The 1,720-nt window shown below is 68.8% G+C and carries 2 protein-coding genes; one reads left to right on the top strand and one right to left on the bottom strand.

The features are described 5' to 3' along the window. Positions 1 to 177 precede the first annotated feature (177 nt). A complete protein-coding gene (fabR, locus tag FKP22_RS29410) occupies positions 178 to 897 on the bottom strand; it encodes an HTH-type transcriptional repressor FabR (RefSeq protein WP_211361656.1) in 720 nt (239 codons plus the stop codon). A 149-nt stretch (positions 898 to 1,046) separates the two neighbouring features. Between fabR and FKP22_RS29405 the strand changes: the two genes are divergently transcribed. Continuing rightward, on the top strand, positions 1,047 to 1,720 hold a 674-nt coding region (locus tag FKP22_RS29405), incomplete at its 3' end, for an FAD-binding oxidoreductase (RefSeq protein WP_233447006.1).

Here is a 1,720-nt window from a genome sequence, read left to right as displayed (position 1 = left end):
GCGCCGCGGGTGTACAGGCGGCGCAGATCGTCTCGGTCGCCTGGCTGGAGCCTGACGGCAGCGGAGACGCCGGGCGCTACCAGCAGGTGCAGCGCACCGCGACAGCCCCGCGGCCAGACCCTTGCGAGGACATGAAAAAACCCGGCTGAACCGGGCGCAGCCATGGGTGCCGCTGGCCTATTTCGGCAGCGTCGGGTCGCGTGCCAGGGCCTGGGTGCCGGTCATGATGATGCGCACCATCACGATCACTTGCTCGGTGAGCGCCGGCAGGCGTTCTGGCGGCAGGTCCATTGCGGTGGCGCCCATTGCAAACACCAGCCGGGTGATGGCCTTGGCGGTCAATGCGGGCTCATAAAGCCCGGTGCGGCCATCCTTGGCCATGCGCATCAGGTCCAGCCGCAGCTCTTCCTCGAAGAAGCTCAACTGCCGGTCGACCGCCTGCATGAAGGCGTCGGAACCCACCGCGCCTTCGCGCAGCAGGATGTGCAGCAGCTTGTCGTCCGCATGCAGCTGTTCCATGAAGGCCTTGACCGAGCTGCGCACCACGCTGCGTTCGGTGCCGGCGCGGCCCCGTGCCTTGCCGATGATCTGCCGCAGCGACGCGCCAGCCTGCTCGATCAGGGCCACGGCCAGTTCGTCCACGTCCCGGAACTGGCGATAGAAGCTGTTGGGCGCAATGCCAGCCTCGCGGGCGATCTCGCGCAGGCTCAGCGTGGAGACGCTGCGGTGCGGGCCCAGCAGCTTCAACGCGGCCCGCATGATGTCTTCACGCGAAATGTGCGCCTTGCGACCCGGCCCCTGGGGCAGCACAGGTGCCGGCTCGGCAGCCGCCAGCGCCGGATCGGCTGCGGGCGCCGGCGGGGTCGGAGGCAAGGTGGAAGCCAGGGCGCTGTTCATGGGCATCAGGGTGACCAGCGATGATACCGGCCTGCCGCGTGCAGTGCGCAAGGCTGCGCTGCGTCAATTAACCCTCAATTAATATACGGCTGTATAGACGCGCGTATTGACGGCCGTATACTGCAGGCATCACCTTGACCGGAGTGCCTGTGTCCACGACCTTGACGCGCCCGGCCCAACGCACGGGCTACGCGCATTCGCTGATCGATCCTGCCCTGTTCGACTTCTGGGCCGGCCAGTTCAACCCGCTTTGGACCTGGGCCCGCCCACTGGCACGCATCGTCGAGCGCCGCGCCGCGTCGGAAGGCGCCGTGACCCTGGTGTTGAAGCCCAACCGCCATGTCGGCCCGGTGCAGCCTGGCCAGCATTTGCAGGTCGGCGCCGAAATCGACGGCCACCGAGTCAACCGCAGCTACAGCCTGAGCCGCCTGCCGGGCGCCGATGGCCTGCTGTCCATCACCGTCCAGGCCGTCGACCAGGGCCGCCTCTCCACCCACTTGTGCCAGCATGCCCGCGTGGGCGACCTGCTGAGCGTTGGCGCCGCCTTTGGCGACATGACGGTGCCGGCCCAGCCGAATGGCCGCTGGCTGCTGCTGGCCGCCGGTAGCGGCGTGACGCCCTTCCTGAGCCTGGTGCCCGCGCTGCTGCAGCACCCGCAGGCCGAGGTCCAGCTGGTGGTCTGGGCGCGCCAGCGCGACCGCCTGATCGAAGCCGATGCACTGCGCGCGCTGGCCCGCCAGCACCCTCGCTTCAAGCTGCATTTTGTGCTGACCCGCGAGGCCGCGCTGGCCGAGGGTGAATCCGCCGGCCGGCTGTCGGCCGA

Source organism: Ideonella azotifigens, assembly GCF_006519715.1.
GTDB lineage: Bacteria > Pseudomonadota > Gammaproteobacteria > Burkholderiales > Burkholderiaceae_C > Ideonella > Ideonella azotifigens.
Note: the sequence above shows the minus strand (reverse complement) of the source record. Positions and strands in the feature narration are given on the sequence as shown.